General features: G+C 61.5%; 15 protein-coding genes. 10 read left to right on the top strand and 5 right to left on the bottom strand.

Going from position 1 to position 15,223, the window contains the following annotated elements:
- Positions 1 to 22 precede the first annotated feature (22 nt).
- Entirely contained in the window at positions 23 to 700 is a 678-nt protein-coding gene (locus ACIQTS_RS11010) for a Crp/Fnr family transcriptional regulator (RefSeq protein ID WP_022874282.1), read from the bottom strand.
- Between the two features lie 204 nt (positions 701 to 904).
- On the opposite strand from ACIQTS_RS11010, the gene ACIQTS_RS11005 reads away from it, so the two are divergent.
- Positions 905 to 2,095, top strand: a complete 1,191-nt coding sequence (locus ACIQTS_RS11005) for a MarP family serine protease (RefSeq protein WP_332502848.1) — start codon at positions 905 to 907, stop codon at positions 2,093 to 2,095.
- Between the two features lie 9 nt (positions 2,096 to 2,104).
- Here ACIQTS_RS11005 and aroQ read toward each other — a convergent pair whose 3' ends face one another.
- Together aroQ and acs are read right to left on the bottom strand one after the other, a co-directional pair.
- A complete protein-coding gene (gene aroQ / locus ACIQTS_RS11000; protein WP_105656979.1) occupies positions 2,105 to 2,557 on the bottom strand; it encodes a type II 3-dehydroquinate dehydratase in 453 nt (150 codons plus the stop codon).
- A 130-nt stretch (positions 2,558 to 2,687) separates the two neighbouring features.
- Positions 2,688 to 4,664, bottom strand: coding sequence for an acetate--CoA ligase (gene acs / locus ACIQTS_RS10995; protein ID WP_402473380.1), 1,977 nt, complete (start codon positions 4,662 to 4,664; stop codon positions 2,688 to 2,690).
- Positions 4,665 to 4,867: 203 nt separating this feature from the next.
- On the opposite strand from acs, the gene nth reads away from it, so the two are divergent.
- Both nth and ACIQTS_RS10985 read left to right on the top strand, forming a co-directional pair.
- Positions 4,868 to 5,662, top strand: a complete 795-nt coding sequence (gene nth / locus ACIQTS_RS10990; RefSeq protein ID WP_402473378.1) for an endonuclease III — start codon at positions 4,868 to 4,870, stop codon at positions 5,660 to 5,662.
- A complete protein-coding gene (locus ACIQTS_RS10985; RefSeq protein WP_365945056.1) occupies positions 5,659 to 6,336 on the top strand; it encodes a CoA pyrophosphatase in 678 nt (225 codons plus the stop codon). Before nth ends, ACIQTS_RS10985 begins: the two co-directional genes overlap by 4 nt.
- A 6-nt stretch (positions 6,337 to 6,342) precedes the next feature.
- On the opposite strand, the gene ACIQTS_RS10980 is transcribed toward ACIQTS_RS10985, so the two are convergent.
- Complete coding sequence (locus ACIQTS_RS10980) at positions 6,343 to 7,992, bottom strand: bifunctional 3'-5' exonuclease/DNA polymerase (RefSeq protein WP_402473375.1); 1,650 nt, start codon at positions 7,990 to 7,992, stop codon at positions 6,343 to 6,345.
- An 87-nt stretch (positions 7,993 to 8,079) separates the two neighbouring features.
- Here ACIQTS_RS10980 and ACIQTS_RS10975 point away from each other — a divergent pair, with 87 nt between their 5' ends.
- The 7 genes from ACIQTS_RS10975 (at position 8,080) to ACIQTS_RS10945 (ending at position 12,699) form a co-directional block, all read left to right on the top strand.
- Positions 8,080 to 9,204 (top strand): hypothetical protein, encoded by a 1,125-nt coding sequence (locus ACIQTS_RS10975; protein WP_402473373.1) that lies wholly within the window; start codon positions 8,080 to 8,082, stop codon positions 9,202 to 9,204.
- Positions 9,201 to 10,442, top strand: coding sequence for a TadA family conjugal transfer-associated ATPase (locus ACIQTS_RS10970; RefSeq protein WP_332730737.1), 1,242 nt, complete (start codon positions 9,201 to 9,203; stop codon positions 10,440 to 10,442). Before ACIQTS_RS10975 ends, ACIQTS_RS10970 begins: the two co-directional genes overlap by 4 nt.
- Positions 10,443 to 10,445: 3 nt before the next feature.
- On the top strand, positions 10,446 to 11,126 hold the full coding sequence (locus ACIQTS_RS10965) for a type II secretion system F family protein (RefSeq protein ID WP_332594629.1): 681 nt from the start codon (positions 10,446 to 10,448) through the stop codon (positions 11,124 to 11,126).
- Complete coding sequence (locus ACIQTS_RS10960; RefSeq protein ID WP_332503650.1) at positions 11,123 to 11,659, top strand: type II secretion system F family protein; 537 nt, start codon at positions 11,123 to 11,125, stop codon at positions 11,657 to 11,659. The genes ACIQTS_RS10965 and ACIQTS_RS10960 overlap by 4 nt, the downstream gene beginning before the upstream one ends.
- A 126-nt stretch (positions 11,660 to 11,785) precedes the next feature.
- Positions 11,786 to 11,968 (top strand): DUF4244 domain-containing protein, encoded by a 183-nt coding sequence (locus tag ACIQTS_RS10955; RefSeq protein WP_105656970.1) that lies wholly within the window; start codon positions 11,786 to 11,788, stop codon positions 11,966 to 11,968.
- Positions 11,969 to 11,971: 3 nt separating this feature from the next.
- A complete protein-coding gene (locus ACIQTS_RS10950; protein WP_105656969.1) occupies positions 11,972 to 12,307 on the top strand; it encodes a TadE family type IV pilus minor pilin in 336 nt (111 codons plus the stop codon).
- Positions 12,304 to 12,699, top strand: coding sequence for an Rv3654c family TadE-like protein (locus ACIQTS_RS10945; protein WP_332727160.1), 396 nt, complete (start codon positions 12,304 to 12,306; stop codon positions 12,697 to 12,699). Before ACIQTS_RS10950 ends, ACIQTS_RS10945 begins: the two co-directional genes overlap by 4 nt.
- Before the next feature lie 15 nt (positions 12,700 to 12,714).
- On the opposite strand, the gene ACIQTS_RS10940 is transcribed toward ACIQTS_RS10945, so the two are convergent.
- A complete protein-coding gene (locus tag ACIQTS_RS10940; protein WP_402473368.1) occupies positions 12,715 to 15,045 on the bottom strand; it encodes a DEAD/DEAH box helicase in 2,331 nt (776 codons plus the stop codon).
- Positions 15,046 to 15,223 lie beyond the last annotated feature (178 nt).

Raw genomic sequence — 15,223 nt, 5'->3', positions numbered from 1 at the left:
GGCCTGTTTGCATCACTGCGGTTTAGCGCGAGCGCTGGCGCAGACGTTGGATGTCCAGGATCACGACGGCGCGTGCTTCCAGGCGCAGCCAGCCGCGCTGTACGAACTCGGCCAGAGCCTTGTTCACGGTTTCGCGGGAAGCACCAACGAGCTGAGCCAGCTCTTCCTGAGTCAGTTCGTGGGCAACCAGGATGCCGTCGGTAGCTGGGCGACCGAAGCGGTCAGCCAGATCCAACAGAGCCTTGGCAACACGGCCAGGAACGTCAGAGAAGACCAGATCGGCCAGGGACTCATTGGTACGACGCAGACGTGCAGCCAGAGCCTGCAGCAGCTGGATCGAGACCTCAGGGGAGTTCAAGATAGCCTTGCGCATGTTCTCGTGGCTCAGGCCCGCCAGGCGGGTCTCGGACACGGCGGTTGCAGTTGCGTTGCGTGGGTGTGGATCGAACAATGCCATCTCGCCAAACAGTTCGCCTGGGCCAAGAACAGCAATCAGGTTCTCGCGACCATCCGAAGAGGTGCGACCCAGCTTGATCTTGCCCGAAACGATGAAGTACAGACGGTCACCCTGATCGCCTTCACGGAACACCGATGCGCCGCGGGAGAGATCAACCTCGGTCAATTCTTCGGTTAGCGCGGCGAATACTTCATCACCAAGCGACGCAAACAGTGGCGCGCGACGCAGTACCTCGATATCCATTAAATCTCCTGTCAACAGTAGTAGGCGCTTACTTCATTGTGCCGTATTCGGTAACAATGTGACAGTTTCCACACGTGGTTTAACCAAGAAAATGTTGAAAATCACGCACATTCGACTAAAACTCGCGAATCTGCTCGCAGAAATCCATCAGCTTCTAAGGGTACCTTGGGTCTATACGAACTTTATGAATGAACTGGGGTCTTGGTGCTCGGAATTTTCAGCTGGCTCGACGTAGTCATCTGCGCTGTTTTGCTGACGTTTTTCGTTGTTGGAGTTCGTCGAGGTTTTCTGCTGACCATTGGCGACATGCTCGGCCTGATTGTCGGCGGCGTCGCCGCATTCTTCGCCATCCCGCTGGTTTCCACCTTCGCCACGAACCCCTGGTGGCGGGTCGGCCTGATGATAGCTACCGCAGCCGTGCTGATCATTCTCGGGCAAGCTCTGGGACGGGTGATTGCAACCCGCATCCGCCACTGGATGAATGTCGATTTCCTGCGTGCCGCGGACCGCATTGCCGGTGGCGTGCTGTCGGTGTTCATTACCGCCACAATCATCGGTGGCTTGGCCTTTTCCACTTCAAGCATGGGTATTCCAAGGCTTTCGCTGGAGATCAGCAAGTCCAAGATGATCGACTCGATTCGTGGCCTGACACCCGAGTTTGTCGATGCCGCGATTTCCACCGCACGCTCCAAGGTGATCGCCGAAACCCTCCCCGCATTCCTGGAGCCTTTCGCGCCCCCGGTCCAGGCGCCGGCCAACACCGAATGGGCAGCTAACGACCTGCAGCTGGCCGCTGCTCAATCGGCCGCCAAGATCTCCGGTACCGCGGTGCAATGCGGTGTGAACCTGACCGGCTCAGGCTTCGTTGTCGACCACGAGCTGGTCATGACCAACGCGCACGTGGTCGCCGGATTGAGCGCGGCAACCGTGGAGGTCGGCGGTGACGAAGTTCACCGCGGAAAGGTTGTTTATTTCGATCCCAAGGCCGACATCGCGCTGCTTTACGTCGAAGGGCTGGGGGCAGAGCCTATCGACCTCGCCGCTGATGACCTGATGCGCGGCGACTCGGCAACCTTTATCGGGCACCCAGCGGGCGGCCCGCAGCAGATCCGCGGAGCCTTGATCGCTTCCCGTGCCTTCGTCTCCATTGCCAATATCTATGGCGCGGACCCATCTCGAATCTCTGTCTACCAGCTCACCGCGGAAGTAGCCCAGGGCAATTCCGGCGGACCGCTGCTGGATGAATCCGGCGACGCGGTGGGCTTGATCTTCGCCAAGTCGCGCAGCGATGACGAGGTCGGCTTCGCCCTGAGCCTCGAAGAGATCGAGAACGCCATGGAGCTGGGCGGCGATCGGCGCACCAGCATCAAAACAGGCGACTGCGTCACCGGCTAGGGCTTGCGGCTATTTGCCCAGCAAATGCGCGAGCTGCTGAACCGCCAGCTTGTAGCCGTGCACGCCCGCACCGATGATGATCGAGCTGGCTACCGGCGAGATGAAGGAATGGTGGCGGAACGCTTCACGCTTGTGCACGTTCGAGATGTGCACCTCGATGGCTGGCAACTGCACGCCGCTGATGGCATCGGCAATAGCCACAGAGGTATGGGTGAATGCGCCGGGGTTCATGATGATGCCGGCTGCGGTAGTGCGGGCCTCGTGAATCGCGTCGATGAGCACACCCTCATGGTTGGACTGCAAGGCGCGCAATTCGAAGCCGAGGGCCGCAGCGGTTTCCCGGGCCAGCTGCTCAACATCGGCCAGGGTGTCGTGGCCATAGATTTCCGGCTCCCGGGTGCCCAGCAGATTCAGGTTGGGGCCGTTGAGCAGCAAGATGGTGTTCGATGCGTTCTCAGTCATGAACTCAAATCTATTACACAACCGGGAAATTCCCGCCCGAATCCTTTGGCCCCGTAATACAAGAAGCCGCCGTTCGTCCACACCAGCGGTGTGGACGAACGGCGGCTTGCTGCACTGGGGCGTGCTGAGGCTATTTGCCCATGGACTGCGCGATCTGGCTCATCACCGTTGAATCGGACAGCGTGGTGGCATCGCCGACCTCGCGGCCCTCGGCCACGTCCTTGAGCAGGCGGCGCATGATCTTGCCCGAGCGGGTCTTAGGCAGTTCCGGAACCACCAGCACATGCTTCGGCTTGGCGATCGGGCCGATGTCCTTGCCCACGTGGTTGCGCAGGGTCGCCACCACATCCTCGCCTTCCGCCGGCTCGGTTTGCAGGATCACGAAGGCCACCACGGCCTCGCCGGTGGTCTCGTCCTTCGCTCCCACCACGGCGGCCTCTGCCACGTACGGGTGGGCGACCAGCGAGGACTCGATCTCGGTGGTGGACAGGCGGTGCCCGGAGACGTTCATCACGTCATCCACGCGGCCCAGCAGCCAGATATCGCCATCGGCGTCCTTCTTCGCGCCGTCGCCAGCGAAGTACATGTTCTCGAACCGCGACCAGTAGGTGTCCTTGTAGCGTTCCATGTCGCCCCAGATGCCGCGCAGCATCGCTGGCCACGGCTCGCGGATGACCAGGAAGCCGCCCTCGCCGTCGGCCACGGATTCGCCGGCTTCATCCACCACGTCAATGGCGATGCCCGGCACGGCCACCTGGGCCGAACCCGGCTTGGTTGCGGTGACGCCCGGCAGCGGAGCGATCATGTGCGCGCCGGTTTCGGTCTGCCACCAGGTGTCCACGATCGGGGCCGGGTGTTCCTTGCGTTCGCCGTTCTTGCCGTTGTTGGCGCCGATGGCATCGCGGTACCACATCCATGCTTCCGGGTTGATCGGTTCGCCCACCGAACCCAGCACACGCAGGGAAGACAGGTCGTAGCTATCCGGGATCTCGCGGCCCCACTTCATGAAGGTGCGGATTGCTGTGGGCGCGGTGTACAGGATGGTGACGCCGTACTTTTCCACCAGTTCCCACCAGCGGCCCTGGTGCGGGGTATCCGGGGTGCCCTCGTAGATCACCTGGGTGGCGCCGTTGACCAGCGGCGCGTAGGTGACGTAGGAATGGCCGGTCACCCAGCCGATGTCCGCGGTGCACCAGTACACGTCGGTTTCCGGGTGCAAATCGAAGGTGTCGCGGTGGGTCACGGCGCCCTGGGCCAAGAAGCCGCCGGTGGTGTGCACAATGCCCTTGGGCTTGCCAGTGGTGCCCGAGGTATACAGCACGAACAACGGGTGCTCGGAGTCGTGGGCTACCGCAGTGTGCTCGGTGGCGGCGGTGCCGACGACGTCATCCCACCACTTGTCCAGTGCGCCGAATTCGGTGGGCTCGCCGTTGCGCTTGACTACCAGCACGTTTTCCACGGTGTGGCCCGGTGCTTCCAGCGCCGCATCCACTGCCGGCTTCAGCGAGGACGGCTTGCCGCGGCGCCAGGTGCCATCGGCGGTGACCACGAGCTTGGCGTCCGCATCATCGATGCGGCTGCGCAGCGCGTCGGCGGAGAAGCCGCCGAAGACCACCGAGTGGATGGCGCCGATGCGGGCGCAGGCCAGCATGGTGATGACGGCTTCCGGGATCATTGGCAGGTAGACGGCCACGCGGTCGCCCTTGGCCACGCCCAGGGATTCGAAAGCGTTGGCGGCCTTCTTGACCTCTTCGGTCAGCTGCGCGTAGGTGTAGGTGCGGGTATCGCCCGGCTCGCCTTCGAAGTAGATGGCGACGCGGTGGCCCAGTCCGTTTTCCACATGGCGGTCCAGCGCGTTGTAGGCCGCGTTGAGCTTGCCGCCGACGAACCACTTGGCCACCGGTGCCTGCGACCAGTCCAGGGTTTCAGTGAAATCGGTGTCCCAGGTCAGTACCTGGCGTGCCTGGTCCGCCCAATAGCCCAAGCGGTCTGCCTTGGCTGCGTCGTAGCGGGCCTGCGTTGCGATGGCCTGATCGCTGAAGTCCTTGCTCGGGGCAAAGGAACGGGTTTCGGTCGACAGGTTATCCAAGGTTTTCGAATCACTCACTGTGTTCGCGTCCTTCCGCGTAGTCACAAATATTTCCCTGTGATCAAAGTTACATCCTCCAGCAGGGCCGGTGTGCTTTGTGTCACCGGGAAAGGGGAAATGGGGTAATTTGTGCGCCGAGCGGTTAGCTGCACGCGATGAACAGCACGCCAAGATGGTGTCCAAGGGTGAAAACTTCACGCCCTCATGACACGATCTAAAGCGTGGCGAAGAAATTGGACAATGAAACCGAGCTGGGGCTGAAGCGCCGGGCACGCAAGATCAACCGGGAACTGGCGAAGGCCTACCCCTACGCGGTGCCCGAACTGGACTTCGAGAACCCCTTCGAACTGCTGGTAGCCACCGTGCTCTCCGCGCAGACCACCGACGTGCGGGTCAATGCCATCACTCCAGCGCTCTTCGCCCGTTTCCCGGACGCCCACGCAATGAGCCAAGCCGAACGGGGCGAGCTTGAGCAGCTGATCCGCCCCACCGGTTTCTTCCGCGCCAAGACGGACTCCCTGCTCGGGCTATCCGCCGCCTTGGTTGAACGCTTTGACGGAGAAGTGTCAGCCAAGCTCGAAGAGCTGGTGAAGCTTCCCGGGGTGGGACGCAAAACCGCCAACGTCGTGCTGGGAAATGCCTTCGGTGTTCCCGGAATCACCGTGGACACCCACTTCGGGCGCCTGGCCAACCGCTTTGGATGGACCGATGAAACCGATCCGGTCAAGGTCGAGCACGCGGTGGGGGAACTGTTCGAAAAACGCGACTGGACGATGCTCAGCCACCGCGTGGTATTCCATGGCCGCCGCGTCTGCCACTCGCGCAAACCTGCCTGCGGGGCCTGCGCCATCGCCAAGCTTTGCCCCTCGTTCGGCATCGGCGAGGAAATACCTGCCAAGGCCACAGCGTTGCTCAAGTATGAGCTCGCACCAGGGCGGGAAGAATTGCTGGCGAAAATGATCGCCGGCGCAACCCGCCGCGAGCTGAGGGCTGAAGGATACGGATTGGACGCATGAGCGCGCGCTTGGAATTGGAAAAAGTAATTGCCCGCCACACGGCACAGGTCGGGGCAACGCAGAAACTGCCCAGCGAATGGGTGATGAGCGATATCGAGCTCGGTGCTGCGCGCCGTGCCGCGGTGCTGATCCTGTTCGGTGCTGCCGGCGAGGCGGCCCTGGAACCGCATTCCCGGGCCGGCGATCTGGACGTGCTGTTCGTGCAGCGCGCCGCGACCCTGCGCAAGCACGCGGGCCAGATCGCTTTCCCCGGAGGCGGCATCGACCAGGAGGATTCGAGCGTTGCCGACGCCGCCTTGCGCGAGGCGTGGGAGGAAACTGGCGTGGACACCTCCGGGATCGAGGTCCTGGGCACCTTGGGGGAAACTGAATTGCCGGTTTCCAACTTCCTGGTCACCCCGGTGATTGGCTGGTGGCATACCGAATCCAAGGTTTATCCGGCTGACCCGGCCGAAAGCGCCGGCGTATTCCGCGCCCCGGTGGCGCACCTGCTGGAGCCAAGGAATCGCCTGACCGGCGTGGTGCAGCGCGGCAATCAGAAGTTCAAGTCCCCGGCCTTCGATTTTGAAGACCGGATCATCTGGGGCTTCACCGCGATCGTGCTGGACAGGCTGTTCAACGAGCTGGGTTGGACCCAGCCGTGGAACAACCGCCGTGAACTGCGCATGGCCTGAAACTGGCTACTTCGCATCCGCGTAGTTCCCGGAGATCGCAACACTGACCGGGAAGCGCGGCGAGGCCTTGCCGAACAGGGAACGCCCGGCGAGCATGGCCGCATGCCGGATGAGCTCCTGCAGTTGCCCAGCCAATTCGGTGGGGCATTCAAAGACAATTTCGTCATGGACAAAGAACACCTGGCGGCAGGTCCGGCTCCACCCGGCCTGATGGATCAGGTGCCGTGCGTGGCCCATCCACACCAAAGCCCACTCCGCGGCGGTCGCCTGTACGACAAAGTTCCTGGTGAACCGGCCGCGGGCTCTCGCCGCGCCGTCAGCAGCCCGCTGCGATGCTTCATCGTTGGTAGCTTTCTGCGCCTGCAGCCACTGCTCATCGGCTGGCGGGCAGCCGCGGCCGAGGAAACTGCGCACGCCTTCACCTTGCTCGCCGGCAAGAGCTGCCTGTTCGACAAAACGCATGGCGGTGGGAAAACTGCGGGTCAGGGCCGCCCCCACTGCACCTGAAGCACCGCCGCCACCGCCGTAGATGACCGAGAGCATGCCCAGCTTGGCATCATCTCGGGAAGCCACGAGCTGGGCATCGAGCAGCCACTGGTACAGGTCATCTTGCTGGCCTGCTTTTTGCAATTGCTGGTCATTGGAAATAGCTGCCAGGATTCGAGGTTCCAGTTGCCTCCCGTCGGCCACCACAAACGTCGAGCCGGGACGGGTGCGCACGACCTGCCGGATGGAATGCGGCAATTGGAGCGCCCCGCCACCAGAAGCGGCCCAGCGTCCTGAAGTCACCGTTCCCAGCACATAATGCGGATGGAAGCGGCCGCCTTTCACCCATTGATCCAACCACGCATCACCATGGGTGCTGGCAAGGCGCGAGAGTTTCTTGTATTCAAGAACCTCAGAAATCAATGGATGCTTGATCTGCTCCAGTTCCCAGGCCCGCACCGAGCTCACCGCGAAACCGGCCTTATGCAGGGCGCGCAACAGCTCTTGCGGCGAATCCGGGTTGAGCCCGGGACTGCCTAATGCCTTGGCCAATTGCTGGGCCTTGGCCGCTAGTTTTGGCGGCCGTCCATAGTCGGATACGCGTTCGCCCAATTGCTCGCGCAGCAGGGCGCGGTGTCCGGCTTCATCCCACGACAAACCGGCCGCTTCCATCTCGCAGGCAATCAACGCACCTACCGATTCGGCGTGGATCAATAATTCCAGACGCTGACGGGTGCTGGGATCCTGCGGCAACGCCTTGCGCTGGGCAACGTACATGGCTACGAGCTCGGAAAGGGATTCGCCGGAGGTCGGGGCGGCAAAGAGCGCATCCTGGTTGGCCCTTTCGTGAGCCTGAACTGGTCGTTCAAGATCGAAGTCTTCGAGCTTTTCAGCACTCAGCGGCGAGCGGTGCAAGATGCGTTGGGCCAAGGAGAGAATGCAAGCCTTGGCCAGATGAACACCGGCAGAAACAAGCGGCTGCATCCACGGGGTGGTGCGGAGCATGGCCCATCGGGGCGAATGCCGTGCTTCGATTTCGGCAACAAATCCGGCAAAATCATCCCGGGATACCGAGACGACCGGCTGCAGCGAGTTGCCAGAGTACTGGTCGCGAAGATCGATCAGGGCATAGCCATCAGGATCGGCAGCAAGGAAAGCGATGGCACTCATGGATCTATTGTGCCGTGCCAGCGGCCGATATCCCCAGTTGGTTGGCGAGCGGCACGCAAATGATTGGGCAGATGCCACGCTCGATGCATGAAATGGCTATCAGAGTCCTCATCGGCTAAACCGCTGAAGAACACCCAACGATTCGTGATGACTGAACTGGATTTCGCGCAGGCGCCTCCGAACAGCACCAGGAGGCCGGCAGCGGCTGACCGCACGGCGGAAGATGAACCGATCTGCACCATCGTGAGCAACGATGCACGGATTATTGAGCGATGCGCAGTGATCGCGGTCGGCGCGGCGGTGAGAATCAACAAATGCACCGACCCGCAGCTGCTGCCCGCCGATGGTTCTGGGCCGGTGCTGTGGGGCAGCGACATGGCAGCACTGGCCGAAAATACGAGCCGGCCGGTGGATGTCCTGGTCGGTCTGGAAGATGGCGAGGCCATCGTGTGGAGCTTGGCCAGCAGAATTCCCAAGGCAAGGGTGGCAGTTTTGCCCTCGGCCAGCCAATGGCTCGGCGAGTACCTGGGTCTATGGGCCATGAGGGCAGGGCATGGACACACACTGGCACTGCATTCCACAGCAGGCGGGCTGGGAACAACGACCCTGGCCCTGTTGCTGGCGCATGCCGGGACATTAAGCGGTCTTCGCAGCGCCATGATTGATCTGGATCCGCATTCCCAGGGCGCTTGGCCGCTGGTTTGCATCCAACCGCCAACGGGGATTGGATGGGAAGAACTGCGGCAATCCGGTGGCGCGCTTGCTGCTCATCAACTGGCTGAAACGCTGCCGAAGCTTCGCGATACCGCGATCTTGACCTGGTCCCAAACAAGCAGAACGCATGAGCTGGAGGACCAGCTGGTGATCCGCCTGCTGGCCGCCGCCCGGCAAGGATTCGATCTGGTCGTAGTGGATGCAGGACGCGCACCGCATCCGCAACGGCTTGCACTGAACCAATTCATAGACCGGAATATCGCCACTGCCAGTTCGCTGACCGTGCCAGCCACTGGGGAAGTGGTGCTGTGCGGGGAACAGAAACTACGCAGCACCCCTGCGGGTTTTCCTCAGATTCTTGGTGCCTTCCCCGATTTTCCCCGGATCGGCAAAGCGATCGAGCGCGGCCAATTATTCGACAGTTTCAAATCCCGGGCATTGCGCCAACACCTGTCCAACCTCTGCCTGATACCGCAAATGAAGGAGCAGCACCCATGAGCCCGGGACGGCATAGCCACAACGCCAACCCATCAACGGGCGGGCCTGTGCTGGATGCCAAAATCCTTGAATCCGTGCGTGAACGCGCATTGCTCACCGGCGGGCAGCTTGATGCGATTGCCTTGGCAGGAGCCGTTCACGACTCCGGCGCGGCTCTGGGTTCCCAAGGTGCCGCACAATCGCTGGAATCGCTGCAGAACGAAGTGGCAGGATTATCAATCCTCGAGCCTTTCGCACAGCGGCCCGAGGTGACCGATGTCCTGGTCGACGGGCAAGGGATGGTCTGGACGGATTCTCCGGCCGGCCTGCAGCCCACCGAATTCCGGTTTTCTTCCCCAGAGCAGGTTCGGACCCTGGCCGTCCATCTTGCAACCCTTGCGGGCCGACGGCTCGATTCAGCTAGCCCGTTCATGGACATGAGCTTGAAGAATTACCGCGTCCACGCTGTACTGCCTCCAATTGCCACAGCCGGACCGCTGATCTCGATTCGCGTCAAGCGCAGTGCCCAGCTCGAACTGGGCACCGTCCTGGAAGGATCGAACGGGTTCTGGCTACCGCTGCTTCAAGCCATCGTGGAACGCCAGATGAACTTCCTGATTACCGGAGGAACAGGCAGCGGCAAAACTACCCTCCTGCAAGCCATGCTTGCCGAAGCCAATCCGCGGCACCGTCTGGTCATCGTGGAAGACTCGCAAGAACTGCATGTACCGCACCCGCATGTTGTGTCCTTGCAAACCCGGTCGGCCAACGTCGAATCTGCCGGCCAGGTGCAGCTGAAGGATTTGGTTGTCCAAGCCCTGCGCATGCGCCCTGACCGCCTGGTCGTTGGCGAATGCCGTGGGGAGGAAATACGCGATTTTCTGGCAGCCATGAACACGGGGCATCAGGGAGCCGCAGGCACCATGCACGCCAACAACCCGCAGTCAGTTCCGGCCCGCTTGGCGGCGCTGGGTGCGCTCGCCGGATGGAGCGTGCAGGCGACTTCGTTGCAGGCCTCCAGCGCCTTGGATCTTGTCATTCACATGAACAGGGGGAGCCAAGGACAGCGCGGACCGGTGGCCCTTGGATGCCTGGACACCGGTAGCGATGGCCAGATGCACATGCGGCGCCTGATAGACCTGGACGCCGCCGAACCGCTGGCCGACTACGGGCACAGCTTCCTGGCGAACAGATTTGGCCCATCGCTCACGCGCACCATTGCCAAGGCGCTAGGCGATGAGCATGCCAAGGAGCAATGACCAATGCTGATCCTCATCTTTGGCGCGCTGGCCTTGTGGCTGTGGATCCCCGCGCACCCGGCAAGCAAAATCAAAGCGGGTTCCCTGCGCAGGCTCCGGGATCGCCGGGCGGAACGCCACACGGACGATGACCAGGTACTGAGCACCGATGCCCGCATCATTCGTGAACTCTCGGCGCTGCTCCGAAGCGGATTGGATTTCCATCCCGCAGTTGATGCGTTGCTGGAGGCCGAGGACGACAGTGGGAACATCATCCGAGCGCTCAAGGACCTCCAAGCAACGCATCGGCTAAGCAACAGCGCTCCCGGACCCGGTCTTCCGGCGGAGCAGGGACAAGGTCCAGCGGTGCGACGACTGCACTGGTGCCTGGAACTCTCCGAACGCAGCGGTGCCAGCCTTGCCGATGTGCTGGAACGGCTAGCCGAAGACCTCGAATGCGCCCTAGTAGCCCAGCAAGCATTCGAAGCGGCCATGGCAGGCCCGAAAGCAACCACTAAGTTGCTGACATGGCTTCCACTAGTCGGGTTTGGATTCGGTCTGCTTGTGGGCATTGATGTTCTGGGCACAATAGGCCGATCATGGGCGGCGCAACTCAGCGTGCTCATTGGAGCATTGCTGTGGATCGCCAACCGGATCTGGTGCCGGCGGCTCATGCAGGCAACCACTAGCCAGGCACTGTCATGATCGTTCTGATTCTGCTTCTAGGGGCGCTTTCCATCGCTTTGGCATTAGGACGGCCCAACTCGAAAAGTCGAGAAGGCAAGGCGCCGCAGTGCCTTGGGAAAAGACGGCAGGAAGATGAAAAACCTGTCGAGCTGATCCTGGATCTGAGCGCCAGCCTGTTGGACTCGGGGATGCCCATCACCGAGATCCTCGATCTGCTCGGTCACAGCATTGAACAGTGCGCGGTGCTGCGCAGCGTAGCGCGCTGCTTGGAAATGAACATGGCGTGGGACAAAGCCTGGGAAGCCGTTCCGCCCTGGCTCGACCCGCTGCGGAGAGCACTGCACTTTGCCCACATGACCGGAGCGCCGGCAGCCAATCTGCTACGAAATACCGCGATTCTGCAACGCCGTGAACATGCACAGAAAGTCGCGCGCCTCGGAGCACAATTCGGTACCAGGCTCGTACTGCCTCTAGGGGCCTGCGCACTGCCGGCTTTCATCGCCCTGGGCGTGGTTCCACTGATCATCGCGCTATTCCCCAGCTACCAGTAATCCCCGGCCGAAGGTTATGCCCAGCTCGTAGGAAACCCATGTTGCTGCCCGCGGCGCTCGCCGATGGTAGAAGCACAACATCCACGGTATCGACGCCGGGGATGACAGTCTAGAAAGGACAACACAATGAACCGACGGTTCCGGGAAATCAGGGATCTGCTGCGAGAAGAGCAGGGATCCACCACCGCCGAATTTGCTATGGTCACGCTGGCTGCCGTGGCTTTTGCCGGCTTGCTGATCAGCATCCTGTCGAGCGGCGACGTACGTGGCATGCTGATGGGCCTGATTACTAAAGCGCTGTCGCTGTAGGCCATGAGCTTCAGCGACGAATCGGGTAGCAGCACCGCCGAATTTGCGGTGCTGCTACCCGCGGTTGCCATGATGCTGTCCTTGGGTTTGTGCTTGGGTGTCGTCGGGATCCAGCAGATCCAAGTTCAGCAGGCAGCCGGGGCCATGGCCAGGGAATTGGCCCGCGGCGAGGACGATGCAACCGCTCGCGCCAGTGGCGTGAGGCTGGCAGGAAGCCAAGCCCGTTTCTCGCTCTCAACAGCCAACGGCTACTGGCAGGTTCACGTCAGCAAATCGGTGAGCCTTCCAATCGTTGGCAGCCTTCAAATCCATGGACAAGCCAGCGTGGCCGTCGAATGAAAAAGCGGCGGAGCCTTCGAAGCGAACAGGGTAGCGGAACGGTCATGGCAACAGCGCTCGTGGTTGTTGCACTGCTAATTGCCGGTGCCGTTTTAGCATGGGTTGCAGCAACCCGAGCCGCGATGCAGGCTGCCAGCGCCGCCGATCTGTCGGCGCTGGCTGCTGCGGATACGGCCCGCGGGTTGCGCCCCGGGGACCCCTGCACAGTTGCGGCGTTGTTGGCCGAATCCAACGGTGCACTGCTGGCAGCATGCACGGTGGAACCCGACGGCCAGTCGGTGCGCGTTACGACTAACGTTCCTGTCGGATTCCGTGCCATGGGCATAGAACTGTATCTGGCCGAAGCCCAGGCACGGGCGGGTGCACCGCCACTGGATGCACCGGGGCGGTGAGCATGGCGGAAGCGGTTAGCGGTGGTGCGCTGGCTCCACGTCGTCAAGCACGGCCGTCAACAGCAAGATCGCTCCAGCCTTGTCCAATGGATTATTGCGATTACCGCACTTGGGGGACTGCACGCAGCTTGGGCAGCCGTGCTGGCATTCGCAGGCCTCGATGGCATCCCGGGTGGCCCGGATCCAATCGGTGAAGCGCTCGAAACCACGCTCGGCGAATCCAGCACCGCCAGGCTGCGCGTCATAGACGAAAATTGTCGGATGGCCGGTATCCATGTGCAGCGCAGTGGATACTCCGCCGATATCCCAACGGTCGCTGGTAGCAACCAGCGGCAGCAACCCGATCATGGCATGCTCGGCAGCATGCAAGGCTCCGGGGAACTGATCTACCTCCAAACCAGCTCGAAGCAATCGCTGCTCGGTCAGGGTGAACCAAATGGACTTGGTATTCAGATCCCGGGCTTCAAGCTCCAACGGTTCTTCGGACAGCACTTCATTAGAAGCCACCGACTTCCGCTGGAAAGACACGACCTGGGTGGTCACAGTGACTTCACCGAAATGAATCGTCAGTTCTCGGTGGTTACGGCTGCGTTCCTCGGAATCAATGGCAACCGTGGTGAGATCACGCGCCGTGGTGTAGTAATCAGGATTCACCCGAGTCACGATCACCACGTGGTTCTGCTCATCAAGTTCTTCCACATGGTAGCTGGCACCCTGATGGACGTAGATGGCCCCGGGATGCGCCTGATAATGCGTTTGCGGGGAATCCATCGTGCCTAGCAGAGCGCCGGTTTCCGCATCGATGATGTCCACTGGTCCACCGCCATCGGCCCGAATGGAGAACATCCCTGCCGCATGTTGCGGATGCGTCCAGAACCATCCAGCCGGGCGCCGGCGCAAGTAGCCGCGTTGCACCAGCGAATCCAGAAGCTGTTCGGTCTGCGGACCGAAAATTTCCAACTCCTCCGGGCGCAGGGGAGATTCTTGCGCGGCGGCGCAGAGGTGGCCGCTAAGCACATACTTATTCTGCGGATCAAAGACTGTCGCTTCGACACCCAAATCGAAGATGGCTTCGGGATGATGTGCCAGGTAGGTGTCCAACGGATCTTCAGCTGCGACAAAGATCGCCAGCGCATCCTGGCCCGAACGTCCGGCACGGCCGATTTGCTGGAAGAACGATGCGCGGGTGCCTGGCCACCCAGCCACCACTACCGCGTCCAGCCCCGCAATATCGATGCCCAGTTCCAGCGCCGAAGTTGAGGTGACACCCAGCAGCTCGCCACTGCGCAATTGCTTTTCCACCTCACGGCGTTCATTAGGCAAGTAGCCCGAGCGGTACGCTGCAAGCCGGACGGATAGATCCGGTGCAAATTTTTCCAGATGCTTGCGGGTGAGCGTTGCGATTGTTTCAGCACCGCGGCGGGACTTGATGAAGACAATGGTTCGAATATGATCAGCCATCAGATCGGTGAGGATCGAAGCGCTCTCGGCTATGGCGGTACGCCGTACCGGTGCACCATTTTCACCGCGGTGATCACTCATCGGAGGTTCCCACAAGGCCATCACCAGTTCACCGCTGGCGGAGAAATCGTTGGCCACCGCTTGAGCTGGCGCCCCAATGAGACGCCCGAAGGATGCTTCGGGGTCTGAGCTCGTCGCGGACGCACCGATGAAGACCGGGCAGCTGCCGTAATAGGCGCAAATGCGACGCAACCGGCGCATCAGGTTGGCTACGTGTGCGCCAAAGACCCCACGGTAGGAATGGGCCTCGTCGATAATGATGTAGCGAAGGCGCTTGAAGAATCTGGACCAGGCCGGATGGTTGGGCAGGATGCCGCGGTGCAGCATATCTGGGTTGGTGAAGACGAAGTTGGCGTGCTGGCGTACCCAAGCACGGGTGGCCTGGTCGGTATCGCCATCGTAGGGAGCGGCTCGGACCCCGGGAACGCCTAGGGACTCCACAGCGGAAAGCTGGTCGGCTGCCAGTGCTTTGGTTGGGCAGATATAAAGCACCGATGCACCGGCATCAGCATCGTTGAATCCGCTGTCCTTCGCCTGGTACAACTGTTCCAGACTTGGCATCAGGTAGGCCATGGACTTGCCTGAGGCGGTACCGGTGGAAACTATGGTGTGGTGGCCCTCGTGGATGAGGTTGGCTGCTTGGGCCTGGTGCAGCCAAGGCTGCTGGATGCCCAGTCCCTGGAATATCCCAACTAGTTCAGCGCTGAGCCACGCTGGCCATTGGCTGGTGATCTCGTCTTTGGCAGCCCTGGTGCGGCGGTGCACCACAGCATCGGGATCATTGGTCCGGTCATAGGGATCTAAGAGAGAACGCACTGACTTCACGAGGACGCCTTCCGGACCGAGAACTGCTGGAGTTAAAGACTATCGCCGTGGGGGGGGGGGGGGGGGGGGCGCCCCCCCCCCCCCCAAAAAAAACCCCGGCAATGCGGATCAACGAAAAAAAAAAGAACCAAAAACCAACAACCCCCACACCAACCAAAAACGCAACAAACAACCACCC

The organism is Glutamicibacter sp. NPDC090743, assembly GCF_044769125.1.
Taxonomy (GTDB): domain Bacteria; phylum Actinomycetota; class Actinomycetes; order Actinomycetales; family Micrococcaceae; genus Glutamicibacter.
This window is presented reverse-complemented; position numbering and strand designations above follow the sequence as displayed.

What these genes read in the sequence shown, in the direction of transcription:
- ACIQTS_RS10945 (WP_332727160.1), top strand. Translation starts at nt 12,304, where the DNA reads ATGAAAAAGCGGCGGAGCCTTCGAAGCGAACAGGGTAGCGGAACGGTC.
- ACIQTS_RS10980 (WP_402473375.1), bottom strand. Translation starts at nt 7,992, where the DNA reads ATGAGTGCCATCGCTTTCCTTGCTGCCGATCCTGATGGCTATGCCCTG.
- ACIQTS_RS10970 (WP_332730737.1), top strand. Translation starts at nt 9,201, where the DNA reads ATGAGCCCGGGACGGCATAGCCACAACGCCAACCCATCAACGGGCGGG.
- ACIQTS_RS10955 (WP_105656970.1), top strand. Translation starts at nt 11,786, where the DNA reads ATGAACCGACGGTTCCGGGAAATCAGGGATCTGCTGCGAGAAGAGCAG.
- ACIQTS_RS10960 (WP_332503650.1), top strand. Translation starts at nt 11,123, where the DNA reads ATGATCGTTCTGATTCTGCTTCTAGGGGCGCTTTCCATCGCTTTGGCA.
- ACIQTS_RS10965 (WP_332594629.1), top strand. Translation starts at nt 10,446, where the DNA reads ATGCTGATCCTCATCTTTGGCGCGCTGGCCTTGTGGCTGTGGATCCCC.
- ACIQTS_RS10985 (WP_365945056.1), top strand. Translation starts at nt 5,659, where the DNA reads ATGAGCGCGCGCTTGGAATTGGAAAAAGTAATTGCCCGCCACACGGCA.
- ACIQTS_RS11010 (WP_022874282.1), bottom strand. Translation starts at nt 700, where the DNA reads ATGGATATCGAGGTACTGCGTCGCGCGCCACTGTTTGCGTCGCTTGGT.
- aroQ (WP_105656979.1), bottom strand. Translation starts at nt 2,557, where the DNA reads ATGACTGAGAACGCATCGAACACCATCTTGCTGCTCAACGGCCCCAAC.
- ACIQTS_RS10975 (WP_402473373.1), top strand. Translation starts at nt 8,080, where the DNA reads ATGAAATGGCTATCAGAGTCCTCATCGGCTAAACCGCTGAAGAACACC.
- ACIQTS_RS10950 (WP_105656969.1), top strand. Translation starts at nt 11,972, where the DNA reads ATGAGCTTCAGCGACGAATCGGGTAGCAGCACCGCCGAATTTGCGGTG.